The 18,593-nt window shown below is 53.8% G+C and carries 7 protein-coding genes; all 7 read left to right on the top strand.

Going from position 1 to position 18,593, the window contains the following annotated elements; all coding sequences use genetic code 11:
* The first annotated feature begins 209 nt into the window (after positions 1 to 209).
* Positions 210 to 1,325, top strand: a complete 1,116-nt coding sequence (locus VN23_RS09415; RefSeq protein WP_046352658.1) for a putative 2-aminoethylphosphonate ABC transporter ATP-binding protein — start codon at positions 210 to 212, stop codon at positions 1,323 to 1,325.
* A complete protein-coding gene (locus VN23_RS09410) occupies positions 1,322 to 3,001 on the top strand; it encodes a putative 2-aminoethylphosphonate ABC transporter permease subunit (protein WP_046352659.1) in 1,680 nt (559 codons plus the stop codon). Before VN23_RS09415 ends, VN23_RS09410 begins: the two co-directional genes overlap by 4 nt.
* Positions 3,002 to 3,286: 285 nt before the next feature.
* Positions 3,287 to 4,375 carry a 2-aminoethylphosphonate--pyruvate transaminase gene (locus VN23_RS09405; RefSeq protein WP_046352660.1) on the top strand — a complete coding sequence of 363 codons (1,089 nt, stop codon included), beginning with the start codon at positions 3,287 to 3,289 and terminating at the stop codon, positions 4,373 to 4,375.
* A 189-nt stretch (positions 4,376 to 4,564) separates the two neighbouring features.
* On the top strand, positions 4,565 to 5,398 hold the full coding sequence (gene phnX, locus VN23_RS09400) for a phosphonoacetaldehyde hydrolase (protein ID WP_046352661.1): 834 nt from the start codon (positions 4,565 to 4,567) through the stop codon (positions 5,396 to 5,398).
* 218 nt (positions 5,399 to 5,616) lie between these two features.
* Positions 5,617 to 7,017, top strand: coding sequence for an FAD-dependent oxidoreductase (locus VN23_RS09395; protein ID WP_046353045.1), 1,401 nt, complete (start codon positions 5,617 to 5,619; stop codon positions 7,015 to 7,017).
* A 162-nt stretch (positions 7,018 to 7,179) separates the two neighbouring features.
* Positions 7,180 to 7,839, top strand: a complete 660-nt coding sequence (locus VN23_RS09390) for an HAD family hydrolase (RefSeq protein WP_046352662.1) — start codon at positions 7,180 to 7,182, stop codon at positions 7,837 to 7,839.
* Between the two features lie 364 nt (positions 7,840 to 8,203).
* Positions 8,204 to 18,586 carry a beta strand repeat-containing protein gene (locus VN23_RS09385; RefSeq protein WP_052746670.1) on the top strand — a complete coding sequence of 3,461 codons (10,383 nt, stop codon included), beginning with the start codon at positions 8,204 to 8,206 and terminating at the stop codon, positions 18,584 to 18,586.
* Positions 18,587 to 18,593: the final 7 nt, after the last annotated feature.

Raw genomic sequence — 18,593 nt, 5'->3', positions numbered from 1 at the left:
GGATGTCGTGCTGGCCGGGGCGGCCTTCTTTTGGTTCTTTTCTTGGCCGTTCAAGAAAAGAACGCCCCCGCGGTGGCTACCGCTCCAAAATCAAGGTGCCGAAGGCACTAAAAAAGCTTTGTAGTTTTCTTGAGCGGGCAACACGCTTTATCCGCTCAAGCAAAACTTCATCACTTGTTCCAAAACGTTTACCGCTTCAGGCCTGATTAATGAATAGAAATATTGAATTGCCCCTTGTAGCCAGCGCTGATTACTTATCGATAGAAGGCCTAGCGAAGCGCTTTGGTGTTTTTGTGGCCTTAAAGCAAATCTCGCTGAATGTTAAAAAAGGCGAGTTGCTTTGCCTGCTTGGGCCGTCGGGCTGCGGTAAAACCACCTTACTGCGCATGATTGCGGGGCTGGAGTTTGCCGACGCGGGCGCAATCAGGGTTGAGGGCAAAAACATCACCTGCCTGCCTGCCGCCAAGCGTGATTACGGCATTGTGTTTCAGTCCTACGCTTTATTCCCTAATTTAAATGTGGCAGACAATATCGCTTACGGCTTGAAAGGGCGCAGTAGTGACAAGGCCGTGCGCGTCACCAGCTTGCTTGAGCTGATAAGCCTTGCCGGTATTGAAGACAAATATCCAGCGCAATTATCCGGTGGCCAGCAGCAGCGGGTGGCTTTGGCGCGCGCTTTGGCCACGTCTCCTGGGCTTTTATTATTAGACGAGCCGCTGTCTGCGCTGGATGCCCGCGTGCGCGAACACTTACGCTGCGAAATTCGCAACCTGCAACAACGCCTGGGCATTACCACGATTTTGGTGACACACGATCAGGATGAGGCGCTCACGATGGCCGATCGCATTGTGGTGATGAACCACGGCGTGATCGAGCAGGTCGGCACGCCTGAAGAAATCTACAGCCATCCGCAAAGCCGTTTTGTGGCCGAGTTTGTTGGCAAATCGAATTGGATTAAGGCCCGCGTGACCGGCAATCAATGCCTGAGCGTCGCAGATGCCGAGCTTTACGCTCTACATCTGCCGCCTTTGCCGCAGGGTGAGGAAGTGGAACTCTTTATCCGCCCAGAAGCGGTGCGCCTGCACGCCACCTGGGATGTGGCTCTCTTGAGGGAGCCGAATACCGCGCTGGCCGATGTCAGCAAGATTGAGCTATTAGGCAGCTTTTACCGTATTAGCCTGCATGTGCCGGTATGGAACAGCGATTTAATCGTCGATCTCAGCCGCGATCAGCTCGCCCTTTACCAGCCTTCATTAACCCAGCGCATCCCTGTTTCTCTGCCGCACGATCAGCTGCGGGTTTTTTGTAGCAAGGATGCAGAATGAGCGCGGGTCTCACTTTAAAGCTTGATATTCGGGAAAGAATGGCGGGCAGCATTAGCTATCTGATTGCGGCATTTTTGCTGATTGGTGTAGCTGGCCCGTTGCTGGCGATTTTGGGCAAATCGTTACTCGCGCAAAGCGGTGAGTTCACTGGCTTAAGTAACTTTATTGAAATCACCAATGTGGCAGGCTTTTGGTCTGCGGTGGGCAATAGCCTGTGGGTGTCGGCGCTGACTACGGCGATTGTGCTGCCGCTGGCCTATGTTTTTGCCGCCGCGCTTAGCCGTAGCGCCATGCCGGGCAAGGCGGTATTTCGCTATTTGGCCTTGATTCCGCTCTTGGCACCTTCCCTGTTGCCGGGCATTTCACTGGTTTATTTATTTGGCAATCAAGGCCTGATTAAAAGCTGGCTGCCATTGGGAGTCAGCATCTATGGTCCGCTGGGCATCGTGCTAGGCGAGGTGTTTTATACCTTTCCGCACGCCCTAATGATTTTGCTCACCGCACTGGCGATTGCCGATACGCGGCTTTATGAGGCAGCGACTTCGCTGGGGGCAGGGCGGGTGCGGCAATGGTTTACCGTAACTTTGCCTGCGGTGCGTTACGGCCTGATCTCGGCGGCGTTTGTAGTGTTTACGCTGGTGATGACCGATTTTGGTGTGCCTAAGCTGATCGGTGGGCAGTTTAATGTGCTGGCGGTAGAGGCGTATAAGCAGGTGATTGGTCAGCAGAATTTCCCTAAGGGCGCGGTGATTGGACTTTTGCTGCTCTTTCCGGCCTTGCTGTCGTTTGTGGTTGATTACTTTGTACAAAAAAAGCAGAAGGCGTTGCTGACGGCGCGTGCCCAGCCTTTAGTGGCGAAGCCTTCTGTACTTAGAGATGCCGCCGCATTTCTGTGTTGCTGCACGATTTCTCTGTGGCTGTTGGTGATGCTGGGCGTGGCCGTGGCGGCGTCTTTAATCACGCTCTGGCCGTATAACTTGAGCCTGACGCTGGCGCATTTTGATTTTGAGCAAATGGATGGCGGTGGTTGGCTGGCTTATTTTAATAGCTTAAAGCTCGCTTTCTGGACGGCGATCTGCGGCGTGCTTTTGGTATTTATCGGCGCGTATTTAAATGAAAAGCTAAAAGTAGCGCCGCTGGCCCTGGCCATCTTGCGCGTCTTGGCGATGTTACCGATGGCGGTGCCGGGCTTGGTGCTGGGCTTGGGCTATGTGTTCTTTTTTAATCACCCGCAAAACCCGATGCACAGCCTGTACGGCACGATGGGTCTGTTGGTGCTCTGTACCGTGACGCATTTTTATACCACGGCACACCTCACCGCCACGACCGCACTTAAGCAGATGGATACTGAATTTGAAGCCGTCGCCGCCTCGCTCAAAGTACCGTTCTGGACCACCTTTAGCCGCGTCACCGTGCCGGTTTGCCTGCCCGCAATTTTAGATATCGCCCGCTATTATTTTGTCTCCGCTATGACCACCGTCTCTGCCGTGATTTTCCTTTACACGCCAGACACCGTGCTCTCTTCCTTGGCGGTGCTAAATATGGACGACGCAGGCGACACCGCCGCTGCAGCAGCAATGGCCACTCTGATTGTTATGACTTCGGCACTAGTGTGCCTGCTATTCGCCATCGCCTCGGCCCTATTGGGCAAGCGCTCGCAAGCGTGGAGAAGGTAGGTTGGTGCGATAAAGTGTTTCTTAGTTATAACGATACTTCTGTTTAAAGCTAAGGGAGCTAAATCTTGAACCACAGAGAACACAGAGAGCACAGAGTTCCACAGAGGAGTCGAAGGATTTAATGGTTTTCTCTGTGTGCTCTGTGTCCTCGTTTTACTCTGTGGTTCAAGGTTTAACGCTCTATCAAGGTAGCTGAAGTGTCGTTGCCCACTCTGCGAAATTTATCTATTTTGGCTTTTGCCATTTTTTTGTATCAAAAAATTCATCTAGATGATTGGAGTAATCATGCGTGAACCGATCTTATTAACGCCAGGCCCTTTGACCACCTCGCTGGCAACTAAAGCCGCCATGCTGGTTGATTGGGGCTCATGGGATGCCAAATTTAATACACTTACGGCCAGTGTATGCGCCGATTTACTGCGTATTGCCAATCTGGGGGACGGCTATGTTTGCGTGCCTTTGCAAGGATCAGGAACCTTTGCGGTGGAGGCGGCCATTGGCAGCATGGTGCCCAAAGATCGCGAAATACTGGTGCTGGTCAACGGTGCTTACGGGCAAAGAATGGCCAAAATCGCTACCGTAATGGGGCGCAAGGTCAGCGTACTGGCAGTCAGCGATGGCACACCAGTCAGCGCCGCTGCCGTGGCCGAAGCACTGGCGGCCAATCCGGCGATTTCGCATGTGGGCATGATTCATTGCGAAACGGCGACGGGCCTACTCAACCCCGTGGCAGAAGTGGCCGCCGTGGTGCAGGCCGCCGGGCGGGCTTTGATTCTGGATTCGATGTCGGCTTTTGGCGCTTTGCCAGTTGATGGTTTGCCGGTGGATGCGGTGATTTCTTCGGCCAATAAATGCCTGGAAGGCGTGCCGGGCATGGGATTTGTGCTTGTGAAGCAAGCGGCCTTGGTGCAGGGGCAAAGTCCATCGCTATCGCTGGATTTATGCGATCAATTTGAATATATGCAAAAAACTGGCCAATGGCGCTTCACCCCGCCAACTCATGTGGTAGCGGCATTCAGGGTGGCGCTCGATCAATATTGGGCAGAAGGCGGCCAGCTTGCACGTTTGGCCCGTTATCAAGCCAATGGCGATGCGCTGCTTGCTGGGATGAAAAAACTCGGCCTGCAATCCTTTTTACCCGCTGATTTGCAAGCGCCAATTATTTATACCTTTTTGGCGCCGAATCACCCTGAGTACGATTTTCAGCGTTTCTACCAAGCCGTTCGTGCCCGAGGCTTTCTACTTTATCCGGGCAAACTCACCGAAGTAGAAACCTTTCGCGTGGGCTGCATTGGGGCGATTGATCAGGCTGAAATCCAGCAAGCCATAGCGGTGATTGCTGAGGTGTTGGCGGAGCTGGGGTGGGCTGATTAAGGGGCGCAAGTTTGCGTGAGCTAAACCTTGAACCACAGAGTAAAACGAGGACACAGAGGGCCACAGAGAAAACTATTCGACACTTTATTTTCTCTGTGCTCTCTGTGCCCTCGGTGGTTCAAGATTTAGCTCTGTATCAAAACTCACTGAAGAATCTTACTCATCAGAACAATTAATCAAGGAATAACCATGAACTATCGTTACACCCGCGCTTATCTTGGCCCGATTCAGGCTGTGATTTTTGACTGGGCTGGCACTGTGCTGGATTTTGGCTCTTTTGCGCCGACTCAGGTTTTGATCGAGGCCTTTGCGGGCTTTGGCATCGAGATTTCCCTTGCCGAGGCCCGTGTGCCGATGGGGATGGCGAAATGGGATCACATCAAGGCTTTGGGCCAGTTGCCGACGGTGGCCGCACGCTGGCAGGCGAAGTTTGATCGCAGCATGACGGATGCCGATGTGGATGCGCTTTACGCGGCGTTTATGCCTTTGCAGATTGCTAAAGTGGGCCAGTATTCCTTGCCGATTCATGGTGCGCTCGATGTGATGGCCGCGCTGCGTGCCAAGGGTATCAAAATTGGCAGTTGCACCGGCTACCCGCGCCAAGTGATGAAAGCCTTGCTGCCGATTGCCCGTGAGCGCGGCTACGCACCGGATTGCGTGGTGGCTGCCGATGATCTAAAAGCAGGCGCCCGCCCGGGGCCGTGGATGGCATTGCAAAATGTGATCGAGCTGGCCGTGAGCGATGTGGCCGCTTGTGTCAAAGTCGATGACACCGCCGTGGGGATTGATGAAGGCTTAAATGCCGGTATGTGGACGGTAGGGCTATCGGTAACCGGCAATGAAGTGGGCGTAACTGCCGCAGAATGGGCCGATTTAAGCCCTGCCGAGCAAGCTAAAAAACGCGCCGTGGCGGTAGATACGTTGTCACGGGCGGGGGCGCATTATGTGATCGACAGTATTGCTGATCTGCTGCCGGTACTGGCCGATATTGAAGCACGCATGGCCCGGTCTGAGCGTCCTTGATTTTGCTTGGTGATGTTTGGGGTTGAGTTAAATCTTGAACCACAGAGTAAAACGAGGACACAGAGTCCACAGAGAAAACCTCTCAATGCACTAGGCGTTTATTAAAAAAGTGCTTTCCTCTGTGAAACTCTGTGCTCTCTGTGTCCTCTGTGCTTAAAGACGTAGCCCCCTCAAAAGACGCGCTGAAATTTGATGTTTTATATATTGGGAAGGCTCTGATGAGTGAATTTCGCCCTTGGTGGTTTGAGCAGGCTTTGATTAAAGAGAATCCGCAGCCAGCCGCGCCGCTCAAGCAGGATTTACAGGCAGATGTGTGCATTGTGGGTGGCGGTTATACCGGCTTATGGACTGCGATTTCGCTCAAAATGGCTAAGCCGGAATTAAGCGTGGTCATCATCGAGAAAGATCTTTGCGGCAGCGGAGCATCGGGCCGTAATGGCGGCTGTCTGCTCACTTTGGCGACCAAGTTTTTGACGCTGAAAAGGCTGTTTGGCGAGGCAGAAGCGCTGCGTATCGTTAAAGCTTCGGAAGACGCGGTTTATCAGATTACACAATTTTGCCGCGATCATCAGATTGATGCCGAAGTGCGGGTCGATGGCACGCTCTATACCGCCACCAATGCCGCTCAGCTGGGCAGTATGGATGGCGTGATGGACGAGCTGGCGCGGCATCAGGCCTCAACTTGGGTGGGCTTGCCCGAGCACGAAGTCAAACTGATGGCAGGTTCGGATCTGCATATTGCAGGGGCTTTTTCACCAGTAGGTGGCAGCGTGCAGCCGGGCTTGTTGGTGCGGGGTTTGGCGCGGGTGGCAAGAGCAATGGGCGTGCAGATTTTTGAAGCCACGCCTATGGAGCGCCTGATCGAAAGCGCCAAACCGGTGGTGGTGACGGCGCATGGCAGGATCAGCGCGGGCAGCGTGGTGCTGGCGTTGAATGCCTCGATGGCGACGATGTTTCCTGCTCTATCACGCAGCATTGCCGTGGTTTCATCCGATATGATTATCACTGAGCCTTGCCCTGATTTATTGCAGCGCACAGGCCTCACGCGGGGTGTGGCGGTGTGCGATTCGCGTATTTTTGTGAATTACTATCGCAGTACCGCAGATGGGCGATTAATGCTGGGCAAGGGCGGTAATACCTTTGCCTATGGTAATCGGATGCTGGCCGCTTTTGATCAGCCGAGCGCTTATCAGCAGTCGCTCACGGATACTTTGAGACGATTCTTCCCCGCCTTGCAAGATGTGGCGATTGCCGCCTCATGGAATGGTCCTTCTGATCGATCGGTAACGGGCATTCCTTTTTTCGGCGTGCTTAATCAGCACCCACGCATTTTTTATGGCTTTGGCTATTCGGGCAATGGGGTGGGGCCAACTTATCTGGGCGGGCAGATTTTATCTTCCCTCGTGCTGAATGCAGATAATGAATGGACGCGCAGTCCGCTCGTTACTGGCCCTAGGGGCTTTTTTCCGCCAGAGCCCATACGCTGGCTAGGGGCCAATATGGTGAGAAACGCCATTCGCCGCAAAGAAAATGCTGAAGACAAAGGTGCGCAACCCTGGTTGCTGGATTGCAAGCTGGCGGGCTTTGCTGCTGCTGCGGGTAAGTCTGATAAAGCCTAAATTTATAGAGTGTGCAGGGCGTACCCCATCTTAGGGCGGGTGCAACCCGCGTATTTTTAGCATTGCTCGCGGGTTTCACCCGCCCTACGATCATTTGATGCCCATCGATTTTTTATTAAACCAATCACCCCAAGCCACTCAATGGCGGAGCAAGGATAAGTAATGGCATTAGCAATTTTTGATTTAGACGACACATTAATTAAGGGCGATAGCGCCAGCCTGTTTTTACAATTTCTAGTGAATAAAGGCCTCGCCGACGCCAGCATGCTGACCAAAGAAGCTGAGTTGATGCAGGCCTACCATCAGGGGCTTTTGCAAATGGAAGACTATATGTCTTTTACGCTGCAAGCCTTAAAAGGGCGCTCGATTGATGAGGTGGGGCAGTGGGTCGCTGATTTTATTGAGCAAATGATTGCCCCTATTGTATTTGCAGAGGCACGGCAGGTGATTGCACAGCATCGCGTTCAAGGCGATAGGGTGCTGATTATTTCTGCAACCGGGGATCATATCGTTGGGCCTATTGCGCGCTTTTTAGGCGTGGCAGATTACCTCGCCATTGAGTTAGATAGTCAGGATGGTTTATATACGGGGCAGACTCGAGGTGTGCTGACGTATCAGCAGGGTAAGGTGCTGCGATTAGAGGCTTGGCTGCAAAAAGAGCGGGAAAATCTGGTGGGTAGCAGTGGCTATAGCGACTCAAGAAATGATGTGCCGCTACTGTCTGTTGTTCGCCACGCTTATGTGGTTAATCCAGATCCGCATTTGCAGGTAATACGCCTTCAGCAGAGCTGGAATTTATTACATTGGTGTAATATTTTGTAAGAAATAACTGACATCGGAAGTGTGATGTGATCTTGCTCACTTTCTTTGCCACCGATCTGATCGACTTGGCGTCTTGCTTGAGTTTTGCTTTATTTTTGGCGCAAAATCAGAAGCATAGCGCGTGGAAGTCATTTGTTTTTCAAAAAAAATGCGTGATAAAATAAGTATATTCTTGTGCTAAAGTTACCTTTCTTTTTGTCGATAGTTGTGAATCAAGAGATTATTGAGTTTATTTTAATAAAAATCATATTTTAATTAAAAAGTAAATTAAATTTCTTGTAAGAATATTCGTCAGAATGTAATGACATCTGCTGGTGATCATGTCTGCAATCGCTGTTTGTAGTCACTCTTCAGGAAGAACAAAATGAGCTATATCACGGGTCTGAATACGAGTCAGATTGCTGCGCTGACTACCCAGCAAGTTTCCGGCTTTAGTACTGCTGATATTGCGGAGCTGTCTACAAGTCAATTTGCGGCATTAACCACCGCCCAGATCGTTGTCCTCACTACGGCACAAGTGAACAGAGGGCTGAATACGGATCAGATTGCGGCGCTCACTACCGCTCAGGCATCCGTGCTCACCACACGGCAGATTGCAGCGCTTACGACCAGCAATATTGCCGCCTTAGAAACACGCGATGTGATTGTGCTCAGTACTGCGGGTATTGCGGCTTTATCCAGTACGCAAACAAAAGCGCTGACCACTGCACAGCTTAATAATTTAACAACAGATCAGGTGATTGCCCTCAGCACTACGGTGCTGGGCAGCGGTCTGACCAGCGATCAGGTGGTGTCTTTAAACACGGCGCAAGCTGCGGTGCTGACTTCCCGCCAGGTGGCCGCCTTATCGACCAGTAATCTTGCCGCAATGGAAACCCGTGATTTAGCCGTAATCACCACCTTGGGTATTGCCGCTTTATCGAGCACGCAAGTCAAGGCGCTGACCACGGATCAGATTGCCAAGCTGACCACCGATCAGGTAATCAGCTTAACGACCTCTTCATTAACAGGGCTGACGACCGATCAGGTGGCGGCTTTGACCACCGCTCAGGCTATTGAGCTGACTTCCCGTCAGGTGGCGGCTTTATCAAGCACCAATATCGCGGCCCTTGAAACCCGTGATTTTGCTGTATTAACCACGACGGCCGTGGCCGCAATGTCAACCAACCAAGTCAGAGCGCTGACCACCGATCAGGCGGCTGCGCTGACTACCGATCAAGCGGCTACTTTATCGTCCTTGCAAATTGCAGCACTTTCAACGGCCAGCGTGGCAGCACTTGAAACACGCGATGTGGTGGTATTACGCACAAGTGGCATTGCGGCGCTCAATACTGCGCAAGTGAATGCGATGACCACGGCGCAAGTGAATAACTTGACCACCGATCAGGTGATTGCCTTGAGTACGGCAGCGGTAGCCAGTGGTTTAACTACGGAACAAGTGGTGGCGCTAACCACCGCACAGGCGGCCGTGCTGACTACTCGCCAGGTGGCTGCTCTATCTACCGCTAATATCGCCGCCTTAGAAACACGTGATGTGGTTGTGCTGAGCACGACGGGTATTGCCGCTTTATCCAGCACGCAGAGCAGGGCGCTGACCACCGCTCAGATCACCAATCTGACAACGGATCAGGTGGTGGTGCTGACAACGGCCGTAGTCGGTAGCGGACTGACAACAGATCAAGTGGCGGCTTTAAATACTGCACAGGCCGCTGTGCTGACTTCACGCCAAGTGGCTGCGCTATCGACCAGTAATATTGCCGCCTTGGAAACGCGCGATTTGGCGGTAATCAGTACGCTGGGCGTTGCTGTTTTATCTAGCGCCCAAGTCAGAGCGTTGACGACCGATCAGGTGGCGAATCTCACCACCGATCAAGCTGTCAATATCAGCACAACGGCTCTGGGTGGATTGACGACTGATCAGGCTGTGGCGTTGACGACAGCGCAGGCTATCGAGCTGACATCCAGGCAAGTCGCTGCGCTTTCGACCACCAATATAGCGGCCCTTGAAACGCGTGATCTGGCTGTATTAGCCACCACCGCCGTAGCGGCCATGACGACCAGTCAGGTGCGGGTATTCACCACCGATCAGGCTGCTGCACTCACGACCGATCAGGCTGCAACGTTGTCTTCGGCGCAAATTGCAGCACTTTCAACCACCAGCGTGGCCGCGCTTGAAACACGCGATGTGATTGTACTGAGAACCAGCGGCATTGCCGCACTCAATACCGCGCAAGTGAGCGTCATGACCACGGCACAAGTTGCCAACTTAACGACCGATCAAGTGGTGGCGCTCAGCACTGCAGCGGTAGCCAGTGGTTTAACCACCGAGCAAGTAGTGGCACTGACCACGGCACAAGCCGCCGTGCTGACTACACGTCAGGTGGCTGCACTCTCTACTAATAATGTTGCCGCGCTTGAAACACGCGATGTGATTGTGCTGAGTACAGCAGGCATTGCCGTATTGTCGAGCACGCAAAGCAGGGCACTGACCACCGCTCAGGTCAATAATCTCACTACGGATCAGGTCGTGGTATTGACAACGACTGTCGTCGGTAGTGGGCTGACAACAGATCAGGTGGCGGCCCTGACGACCGCTCAGGCTGCTGTTTTGACCACTCGCCAAGTTGCCGCTCTTTCTACAAATAGTGTTTCGGCATTGGAAACCCGTGATTTAGCAGTGATCAGCACCTCGGGCGTTGCCGTTTTATCCAGCGCGCAAGTCAGGGCGCTGACCACAAGCCAGGTGGCAAATTTAACGACCGACCAGACCATTAATATCAATACAACAGCACTGGGTGGCTTAACGACAGATCAGGCTGTGGCGTTGACGACGGCGCAGGCTGTTGAGCTGACATCAAGGCAAGTCGCCGCGCTTTCAACCACCAATATTGCCGCCCTTGAAACCCGTGATCTGGCTGTGCTGACCACCACAGCTGTGGCGGCGATGACCACCAGCCAAGTGCGGGTACTGACAACAGATCAGACCGTGGCGCTGACTACCGATCAGGCCGCCACTTTGTCCTCCTCGCAAATTGCCGCGCTTTCAACCACCAGTGTGGCAGCACTTGAAACGCGCGATGTGGTGGTGTTGAGAACCAGCGGCATTGCCGTGCTGAACACGGCTCAGGTGAGTGTGCTGACAACGGCGCAAGTGGCCAATCTGACTACCGATCAGGTGGTGGCTCTGAATACGGCAGCGATCGCCAGTGGTTTAACGACCGAACAAGTGGTTGCGCTGACCACCGCACAAGCCGCTGTGTTGACATCGCGCCAGGTGGCTGTGTTGTCGACCAATAATGTGGCAGCCCTTGAAACCCGTGATTTGGCGGTGATTACGACCTTGCCCGTTGCTGTGCTCTCCAGCAATCAGGTCAGAGCGCTGACTACCGCGCAAGTGGCTAATTTAACCACTGAGCAAGCCGTTCAATTTACAACGACTTCCTTGCTGGGCCTGACTTCAGATCAAATTGCTGCCCTCACTACAGCGCAAGCGGCAGTGCTGACTTCCCGCCAAGTTGCTGCATTTTCGACCAGCAATATCGCCGCACTCGAAACCCGCGATCTGGCCGTGATCAGCACGCTGGCCATTGCGGCGCTTTCCAGCGCGCAAGTGAAAGCATTTACAACAGATCAAGTGGCAAACTTAACCACCGATCAAGTGATCAATCTTTCAACCGGGTCATTAGCAGGTCTGACCACAGACCAGGTTGCAGCCTTTACCACAGCACAAGCGATCGAGTTGACTTCAAGGCAAGTTGCCGTGCTTTCAAGTACCAATATCGCCGCGCTGGAAACGCGTGATCTGGCTGTATTGACCACCACCGCCGTGGCCGCCATGACCACCAGCCAAGTGCGGGCATTCACCACCGATCAGGCTGCTGCACTCACGACCGATCAGGCTGCAACGCTGTCCTCGGCACAAATTGCAGCGCTTTCAACCGCCAGTGTGGCAGCGCTAGAAACTCGTGATGTAATCGTGCTTAAAACCAGTGGCATTGCGGCAATGAACAGCGCGCAAGTGAATGCCATGACTACGGCGCAGGTGAATAACCTGACCACCGATCAGGTGGTGGCACTGAGCACGGCAGCGGTTGCCAGCGGCTTAACTTCTGATCAAGTCGTTGCCTTGACAACCGCTCAGGCAGCAGTCTTGACGACCCGCCAAGTCGCCGTGCTATCGACTAACAATATCGCCGCGCTGGAAACGCGTGACTTAGCTGTATTGAGCACAGCCGCAGTGGCCGTGCTTTCAAGTAATCAAGTGAAAGCACTGACCACCGCTCAAGTCGCGAATCTCACGACAGATCAGGCGCTTGTACTGACGACCAGCTCCTTGCTTGGCTTAACCACCGAACAAGTTGCGGCCCTGACAACGGCGCAAGCGGCGGTGCTTACCTCTCGCCAAGTAGCGGCGTTGAGTACCACCAATATTGCCGCCCTTGAAACCCGCGATCTGGCTGTGATCAGCACGCTGGCCATTGCCGCGCTCTCCAGTGCGCAAGTGAAGGCACTGACCACCGATCAAGTGTCCAAGCTGACTACCGATCAGGTGATTAACTTAACGACCAGCTCTTTGGTGGGCATGACCACGGATCAAGCGGTTGCCCTGACGACGGCTCAAGCGGTTGAGTTGACATCAAGGCAAGTGGCCGCGCTTTCAACCACCAATATCGCTGCGCTGGAAACGCGTGATCTGGCGGTATTGACCACCACGGCAGTGGCGGCCATGACTACGGCGCAGGTGCGGGTATTCACCACCGATCAGGCTGCTGCACTCACGACCGATCAGGCCGCAACGCTGTCCTCGGCACAAATTGCAGCGCTTTCAACGACCAGTGTGGCAGCGCTTGAAACCCGCGATGTGATTGTGCTTAAAACCAGCGGCATTGCCGCTATGAATACCGCGCAAGTGAATGCCATGACTACGGCGCAGGTGAATAACCTGACCACCGATCAGGTGATTGCACTGAGCACGGCAGCGGTTGCCAGCGGCTTAACGACAGAACAAGTGGTTGCGCTGACCACCGCACAAGCCGCCGTACTGACCACCCGCCAAGTGGCGGTCTTGTCGACAAACAATATCGCCGCACTGGAAACGCGTGATTTGGCCGTATTGAGCACAGCTGCAGTGGCCGTGCTTTCAAGTAATCAAGTGAAAGCACTGACCACCGCACAAGTCGCGAATCTCACAACGGATCAAGTGGCGGTCTTGGCAACCAGTTCCTTGCTGGGATTAACGACTGATCAGGCAGAAGCCCTGACAACGGCGCAGGCCGCAGTGCTGACTTCTCGTCAGGTGGCAGCCCTTTCAACCAGCAATATCGCAGCCCTTGAAACCCGTGATCTGGCCGTGATCAGCACGCTGGCCATTGCTGCACTCTCCAGCGCACAAGTCAAAGCACTGACAACAGATCAAGTGTCCAAGCTGACAACGGATCAGGTGATTAACTTAACGACCAGCTCTTTGGTGGGCATGACGACCGATCAAGCAGCGGCGCTCACCACTGCCCAAGCCATTGAGTTGACATCCAGACAAGTGGCCGCGCTTTCAACTACCAATATCGCCGCGCTGGAAACGCGTGATCTGGCGGTATTGACCACTACAGCTGTCGCAGCCATGACCACGGCGCAGGTGCGGGTATTCACCACCGATCAGGCTGCTGCACTCACGACCGATCAGGCTGCAACGCTGTCTTCGGCACAAATTGCCGCGCTTTCAACCGCCAGTGTGGCTGCGCTTGAAACCCGCGATGTGATTGTGCTTAAAACCAGCGGCATTGCCGCTCTGAACACTGCGCAAGTGAATGCCATGACCACGGCGCAGGTGAATAACCTGACCACCGATCAGGTGATTGCACTGAGCACGGCAGCGGTTGCCAGCGGCTTAACGACAGAACAAGTGGTTGCGCTGACCACCGCACAAGCCGCCGTGCTGACCACCCGCCAGGTGGCGGTCTTATCGACAAACAATATCGCCGCACTGGAAACGCGTGATTTGGCCGTATTGAGCACAGCTGCAGTGGCCGTGCTTTCTAGTAATCAAGTGAAAGCACTGACTACGGCACAAGTAGCAAATCTCACAACGGATCAAGTTGTGGTCTTGGCAACCAGTTCCTTGCTGGGATTAACGACTGATCAGGTAGAAGCCCTGACAACGGCGCAGGCCGCAGTGTTGACTTCTCGTCAGGTGGCAGCCCTTTCAACCAGCAATATCGCCGCCCTTGAAACTCGCGATCTGGCTGTGATCAGCACGCTGGCCATTGCTGCACTCTCCAGCGCCCAAGTCAAAGCGCTGACCACCGATCAAGTGTCCAAACTGACAACGGATCAGGTGATTAACTTAACGACCAGCTCTTTGGTGGGCATGACAACCGATCAAGCAGCGGCGCTCACCACTGCCCAAGCGATTGAGTTGACCTCTAGGCAAGTGGCCGCGCTTTCAACTACCAATATTGCGGCTCTTGAAACGCGTGATCTGGCTGTATTGACCACCACGGCAGTGGCGGCCATGACCACGGCGCAGGTGCGGGTATTCACCACCGATCAGGCTGCTGCACTTACGACCGATCAGGCTGCAACGCTGTCCTCGGCACAAATTGCAGCACTTTCAACGACCAGTGTGGCTGCGCTTGAAACCCGCGATGTGATTGTGCTTAAAACCAGTGGCATTGCCGCTCTGAACACTGCGCAAGTGAATGCCATGACCACGGCGCAGGTGAATAACCTGACCACCGATCAGGTGATTGCACTGAGCACGGCAGCGGTTGCCAGCGGCTTAACGACAGAACAAGTGGTGGCGCTGACCACCGCACAAGCCGCCGTGCTGACCACCCGCCAAGTGGCGGTCTTGTCGACCAGTAATATCGCTGCCCTTGAAACCCGCGACTTAGCGGTATTGAGTACAGCGGCAGTGGCCGTGCTTTCAAGTAATCAAGTCAAAGCACTGACTACGGCGCAAGTGGCGAATCTTACGACGGATCAAGTGGTGGTCTTGGCAACCAGTTCTTTGCTGGGATTAACGACTGATCAGGTAGAAGCCCTGACAACGGCGCAGGCCACAGTGTTGACTTCTCGTCAGGTGGTAGCCCTTTCAACCAGCAATATCGCAGCCCTTGAAACCCGCGATCTGGCCGTGATCAGCACGCTGGCCATTGCTGCACTTTCTAGTGCGCAAGTCAAAGCACTGACCACCGATCAAGTGTCCAAGCTGACCACCGATCAGGTAATTAACTTAACGACCAGCTCTTTGGTGGGCATGACGACCGATCAAGCAGCGGCGCTGACCACTGCTCAAGCCATTGAGCTGACATCAAGGCAAGTGGCAGCCCTTTCAACCACCAATATTGCTGCACTGGAAACCCGCGATCTGGCTGTATTGACCACTACGGCAGTGGCGGCCATGACCACCAGCCAAGTGCGGGTATTCACCACGGATCAGGCTGCTGCACTTACGACGGATCAGGCTGCAACGCTGTCTTCGGCACAAATTGCAGCGCTTTCAACCGCCAGTGTGGCTGCGCTTGAAACCCGTGATGTGATTGTGCTTAAAACCAGCGGCATTGCCGCTATGAATACCGCGCAAGTGAATGCCATGACCACGGCGCAGGTGAATAATCTGACGACTGATCAGGTGATTGTGTTGAGTACCGCAGCGGTAGCAAGTGGCTTAACGACCGAACAAGTGGTTGCGCTGACTACCGCGCAAGCGGCTGTGCTGACCACCCGCCAGGTGGCGGTCTTGTCGACAAACAATATTGCCGCACTGGAAACACGTGATTTGGCCGTATTGAGTACAGCGGCAGTGGCCGTGCTTTCAAGTAATCAAGTCAAAGTACTGACAACGGCGCAAGTCGCTAATCTGACCACCGATCAAACACTGGTTCTGACTACTAGTTCCTTGCTCGGCTTAACCACCGATCAGGCTGCAGCACTTACCACGGCGCAAGCGGCAGTGCTTACCTCTCGCCAAGTAGCGGCGTTGAGTACCACCAATATTGCCGCCCTTGAAACCCGCGATCTGGCCGTGATCAGCACGCTGGCCATTGCTGCACTCTCTAGTGCGCAAGTCAAAGCACTGACGACGGATCAAGTGTCCAAGCTGACCACCGATCAGGTGATTAACTTAACGACCAGCTCTTTGGTGGGCATGACCACGGATCAAGTGGTTGCCCTGACGACGGCTCAAGCGGTTGAGTTGACTTCAAGGCAAGTGGCTGCCCTTTCAACCACCAATATCGCCGCGCTGGAAACGCGTGATCTGGCTGTATTGACGACCACTGCCGTGGCCGCCATGACCACCAGCCAGGTGAGGGCATTCACCACGGATCAGGCTGCTGCACTCACGACCGATCAGGCCGCAACGCTGTCTTCGGCACAAATTGCAGCGCTTTCAACGACCAGTGTGGCAGCGCTTGAAACCCGTGATGTGATTGTGCTTAAAACCAGCGGCATTGCCGCCCTGAACACAGCACAAGTGAATGCCATGACCACGGCGCAAGTGAATAACCTGACCACCGATCAGGTGATTGTGTTGAGTACCGCAGCGGTAGCCAGTGGTTTGACCTCTGAGCAAGTGGTTGCGCTGACTACGGCACAAGCCGCTGTGCTGACCACCCGCCAGGTGGCTGGCTTGTCGACAAACAATATCGCTGCACTGGAAACGCGTGATTTGGCCGTATTGAGCACAGCGGCAGTGGCTGTGCTTTCAAGTAATCAAGTTAAAGCACTGACTACGGCACAAGTGGCGAATCTTACGACGGATCAAGTTGTGGTCTTGGCAACCAGTTCCTTGCTGGGATTAACGACTGATCAGGCAGAAGCCCTGACAACGGCGCAGGCCGCAGTGCTGACTTCCCGTCAGGTGGCTGCACTATCGACCAGCAATATCGCAGCCCTTGAAACTCGCGATTTGGCCGTGATCAGCACGCTGGCCATTGCTGCACTCTCCAGCGCACAAGTCAAAGCACTGACCACCGATCAAGTATCCAAACTGACGACGGATCAGGTGATTAACTTAACGACCAGCTCTTTGGTGGGCATGACGACCGATCAAGCAGCGGCGCTGACCACTGCCCAAGCCATTGAGCTGACATCAAGGCAAGTGGCAGCCCTTTCAACCACCAATATTGCTGCACTGGAAACCCGCGATCTGGCTGTATTGACCACTACGGCAGTGGCGGCCATGACCACGGCGCAGGTGCGGGTATTTACCACCGATCAGGCTGCTGCACTTACGACCGATCAGGCTGCAACGCTGTCTTCGGCACAAATTGCAGCGCTTTCAACGACCAGTGTGGCAGCGCTTGAAACTCGCGATGTGGTGGTATTGCGCACGAGCGGCATTGCCGCCCTGAACACTGCGCAAGTGAATGCCATGACTACTGCACAGGTTGCTAATTTCACAACCGATCAGGTGAGCGCATTAACAGCCGCAAGCTTTGCAACAGGCTTTACAACCGATCAAATTGTGGCCTTAACTGCTGTGCAGGCTGCGGTATTGAATTCGAATCAGGTAGCGGCCTTGTCGACTAATAATGTTGCTGCGCTGCAAACTACAGACTTTGCTGCTCTTGTCACAACGGCCTTCTCTGCCTTGACGACTAAGCAAATCAATGTGCTGACATCAGCACAGGTGGTGGCGCTGACAACAGCACAGACGGCTACCTTGTCCTCAACGCAGATTAAAGCCTTAACAACGAGCGGCATTGTTGCGCTTGAAACAACAGATCTGATTGTCCTGAAGACGAGTGCGGTTGCTGCGCTGACGACCGTGCAGATTGTGGAATTTACAACCACCCAGATTCAGGCGTTTACAACGGATCAGGTTGCCGCCATGACCACCACGCAAGTGATGGTGATGACTTCTTCCCAGATTGGGGCGTTTACAACCGAGCAGATTTCTCATCTGGCCTTAGGTAGCCCGCTGATTCTGGACTTGGATGGTAATGGGGTCAGTACGGCAAGCATTGCGGACGGTGTTCAGTTTGACTTGTACGCAACTGGCCATAAAACCAATACTGGCTGGGTTGGCAAAGGAGACGGCTTGCTGGTGATGGATCGTAATCAGGATGGCACGATTAACGACGGTAAAGAGCTGTTTGGTACATCCACGGTGCTCAGCAGCGGGGACAAGGCCGCCGATGGTTATGCCGCTCTGGCCGAGCTGGATAGTAATCAGGATGGCACGGTTGATCTTCACGATGATGGCTTCAATGATCTGCGTGTATGGCTGGATGAAAATGCCGATGGGGTCAGCCAGGTTGCAGAGCTGAAGACCTTAGCCTCGCTTGATATTGCCAAGTTGAATCTGGATGTGAGCAAGACGGCAGAGAAAGATAACGGCAACTTTATCGGGCTGAAATCGACTTACCAACGCACCGATGGAACAAGTCATGCCGCGGCGGATGTTTGGTTTGTGGCAGATAATCCTGCTGCTGCCACGGTGGCCGAGCCGGATATGCGCTCAAGAGTGGTTGATTTGGTACAGGCCATTTCTGCCTTTGAGGAAAATGAAAAACAAGGCGCAGTTGCTGATGTAAGTAAGTTACAGGTTCATCTTACTGCAGAGCTTGGCTTGGCCGATGCGGGGGCAGATCATATTGGCCAAATGAGCGATCTAATGAAGCAATTTGACGCTAATGGCAAGCTGATCGAATCTGCGGGTGATTCTCTGGTTTCTGCTGAGCAGAGATTACGCCTGAATGGTCTGGCGAGTGCTGCGGATGCCGGTATTCTGGCCATCAAGTAAACGAGCG

Origin of the sequence: Janthinobacterium sp. B9-8, from assembly GCF_000969645.2 — a bacterium.
Classification (GTDB): domain Bacteria; phylum Pseudomonadota; class Gammaproteobacteria; order Burkholderiales; family Chitinibacteraceae; genus Iodobacter.
The sequence above is the reverse complement of the archived record's forward strand: the minus strand, read 5'-3'. Positions and strand labels throughout refer to the sequence as shown.

Bases quoted from the DNA above. Each gene is read 5' to 3' on its own strand.
- VN23_RS09415 (WP_046352658.1), top strand. From the start codon at position 210: ATGAATAGAAATATTGAATTGCCCCTTGTAGCCAGCGCTGATTACTTA.
- VN23_RS09410 (WP_046352659.1), top strand. From the start codon at position 1,322: ATGAGCGCGGGTCTCACTTTAAAGCTTGATATTCGGGAAAGAATGGCG.
- VN23_RS09405 (WP_046352660.1), top strand. From the start codon at position 3,287: ATGCGTGAACCGATCTTATTAACGCCAGGCCCTTTGACCACCTCGCTG.
- phnX (WP_046352661.1), top strand. From the start codon at position 4,565: ATGAACTATCGTTACACCCGCGCTTATCTTGGCCCGATTCAGGCTGTG.
- VN23_RS09395 (WP_046353045.1), top strand. From the start codon at position 5,617: ATGAGTGAATTTCGCCCTTGGTGGTTTGAGCAGGCTTTGATTAAAGAG.
- VN23_RS09390 (WP_046352662.1), top strand. From the start codon at position 7,180: ATGGCATTAGCAATTTTTGATTTAGACGACACATTAATTAAGGGCGAT.
- VN23_RS09385 (WP_052746670.1), top strand. From the start codon at position 8,204: ATGAGCTATATCACGGGTCTGAATACGAGTCAGATTGCTGCGCTGACT.